This window comes from Anaeromassilibacillus sp. SJQ-1 (genome assembly GCF_046693725.1).
GTDB lineage: Bacteria > Bacillota > Clostridia > Oscillospirales > Acutalibacteraceae > Anaeromassilibacillus.
This window is the reverse complement of sequence record NZ_JBKEIV010000024.1, coordinates 1-2,977: the sequence shown is the minus strand read 5'-3', so window position 1 is coordinate 2,977 and position 2,977 is coordinate 1. Positions and strand designations below refer to the sequence as shown.

Annotated in this window: 2 protein-coding genes and 1 pseudogene; all 3 read left to right on the top strand. The window is 54.3% G+C overall.

All coding sequences use genetic code 11. The features are described 5' to 3' along the window. Positions 1-804 precede the first annotated feature (804 nt). A complete protein-coding gene (locus ACGCCZ_RS06860; RefSeq protein ID WP_411655627.1) occupies positions 805-939 on the top strand; it encodes a ComF family protein in 135 nt (44 codons plus the stop codon). An 83-nt stretch (positions 940-1,022) separates the two neighbouring features. Beyond that, positions 1,023-2,783: pseudogene (locus ACGCCZ_RS06855) on the top strand (ABC transporter ATP-binding protein). After that, the coding region (locus tag ACGCCZ_RS06850) for a hypothetical protein (protein ID WP_411655626.1) at positions 2,776-2,977 on the top strand (202 nt) is incomplete at its 3' end. The pseudogene ACGCCZ_RS06855 and the gene ACGCCZ_RS06850, both read left to right, overlap by 8 nt.

Genomic DNA, 2,977 nt, shown 5'->3' with positions numbered 1-2,977 from the left:
TGTCCTCTACTCGTAGGTTGTGCCAGCCAGCCGATATTAACCAGAACGACTTCCATACTCGTGTGAGTTTTCGCATTTATCGTGAAACGCTTTCGCGCGTTTTCATAGCCGCTTCACTGGTATGAGGTACAACCTAATGAGCAAATTATTGACGATAACATTCCTATTGTACAAGCAAAGAATTTATCCGATAAAGAAATCGTAGATATACTAATACATAAAAAATTAGAATGTTATAAAAATAGACGACTATTTAATAAAGATAAAATTTTAGACTATGAAATCAATCGTATTAGTGACCCCATAAAAAACATTGAACCTACAACAAACAGAAATGTTTATTATAGCATTTCCTATTCGTTAAAAGTAATTAACAGCTATTGGAACACTGGAAATGGCTTCGCTAAAGGATTATGGATCAAAAATGAATCGGATTATTATGAATTAAAAGAAAAGATGATGCATATACATTAGAATATGTTGGCGGTTTATAGATCGTTCTGAGACGATTCATTCATTGGTGTAATAACCGGCCCGTAAAATACTTGGCTCCCAAACGCCATTAGACGTATTTCCGAATGAAATCAAATAACTGTCGGGAGTTAATGGGGGTCCAATTTCAATTGGCAGAGCGGTTTATATGTTCCGAAGGATATGTATCGGATAACCATCTATGGTTTTGGAATGCAGTAATTATTATTTTATGTATTGCAGGCGTGTTGTTTATGAAATATGGATAAGGAATTAACGTAATACTTATATTTTAGGATACGCACACGGGGGTGTGCATATTCCAGCTAATCGTTGCATTGTATCAAAGTCGTGCTGCTCTGCGACGATATCTGTACCACCGGAAGTACCCTGGATGAGGCGGCCAAAACCCTGAAGCGGGGCGGTGTGGCCCATGTATACGGCCTGGCCCTGGCCAGCGGGAACTGAACTGCAGTTGGAAAACGAAATAGGTGATCGCTATGGGAAAAATGCGGAACGGTGCTGGAACAGCAGGCGGGGACTCGGCGGGAATCCTGGAGCTGATGTTCCATTCCATCCGGGAATTGAAAAGGGATGCCCTCCCGACCCCCATCACGGTGATGGGGAAGTGGTGTTCGAGGCCCTGATCCCCTATGAGATCGCCCTCTTGGTCAACGAGGTGAAGGCCGGCTGCGGCCTGGACCGGATCCTCCATTACAGTGGGATCCTGCTCCTGATGGCCCTGTGCGCCCTGGGCTGCGGCTATGCGGCCGGGATCACCTGCGCCCGGGCCTCCTGCGGCTTTGCCCGGAATCTCCGCCAGGACGTGTTCTGACCAGATCCAGGAGTTTTCCTTCGGGAACATCGACCGGTTCTCTTCCGCCTCCCTGGTGACCCGTCTCACCACGGACATCCAGAACATCCAGATGGCCTTCATGATGCTGGTGCGGACGGCGTTCCGGGCCCCCTTCAACCTGCTGGCCTCCTTTTTCATGGCCTGGTACATGGAGGCCGGATGGCCCTGTGCTTTTTGGTGGTGATCCCGGTGCTGGGCTGGGGCCTGTACAAGATCGCCCGGCTGGCCCGTGGCTGTTCGCAGGGTTTCCCCCAGTATGATGCCCTGAACTACAAGGTGGAAGAAAACATCAAGGGCATCCGGGTGGTGAAATCCTTTGTCCGGGAAGAAACGGAAATCGCCAAATTCGACGCAACCGCCCGCGAAGGTCCAGTCCCTGTTCACCAAAGGGGAACGGATCGTGGCCCTGAACAATCCCCTGATGCAGATCTGTATCTACGGAATCATGGTGTTCCTTTTGACCCAGGGCTCCCGGCTGATCCTTACCACCCATGGCCGGCTGCTGGACATCGGCCAGTTTTCCACCCTGCTCACCTACAGCTTCCAGATCCTGGGGTCCCTGATGATGGTATCCATGATCCTGGTGATGCTCACCTTTACGGAAGAGTCGGTCCAGCGGGTCCGGGAAGTGCTGGAAGAAAAAAGTACCCTCACTTCGCCGGAACAGCCGGTGGAAACGGTCCGGGACGGATCCGTGACCTTTGACCGGGTTTCCTTCCAGTATGAAGGCAGTACCGGGGAACCGGTGCTCCGGGACATCACCCTGTCCGTCCGGAGCGGGGAAGCCATGGGCATCGTGGGGGGCACCGGCAGCGGCAAATCCTCCCCTGGTCCAGCTGATCCCCCGGCTCTATGACGTGACCGCCGGTGACCTCCGGGTGGGAGGCGTGGACGTGCGCCGGTATGATCTGGCAGCCCTTCGGGACAGCGTAGCCATGGTGCTCCAGAAAAACCTGCTGTTTTCCGGTACCGTGGCGGACAACCTCCGGTGGGGGAATCCCCGGGCCACCCAGGCCCAGCTGGAAGAAGCCTGCCGCCAGGCCTGTGCGGACGAATTCATCCGGCGGCTGCCCAAAGGGTACGATACCTGGATCCAGCAGGGGGGCACGAATCTCTCCGGGGGCCAGAAACAGCGGCTGTGCCTGGCCCGGGCCCTCTTGAAACGGCCCAAGATCCTGATCCTGGATGACAGCACTTCCGCCGTGGATACCCGGACGGACCGGGCCATCTGGGAGGCCCTGGCCACAGCCCTCCCCGGCACTACCGTCCTTATCATCGCCCAGCGGATTTCCTCGGTGGAACGGGCGGACCGGATCCTGGTGCTGGACAAAGGGCGGATCCACGGGATCGGCACCCATGAGAGCTGCTCCGGACCGATGCCATCTACCAGGAAATGGCCCGGTCCCAGAACCTGCTGGAAAAGGATCCCAAAAAGGAGGAAAAGCTCCATGGCTGAGAAAAAGAACATCTTCAGCTGGAAAATGGCCTGGCGGTTCTTCCGGACCCGTGGGCTTTATCCCCGGCTGCTGCCCGGGATCCTGGTCCTGATTTTCATCAATGCGGGCATCCTGTCCCTGCCGGCGGTGTTCATGCAGAAAGTGGTGGCGGTGCTCGAAGCCTGGGGCCCAGGATCTTTCCTGGTCCGCCGTG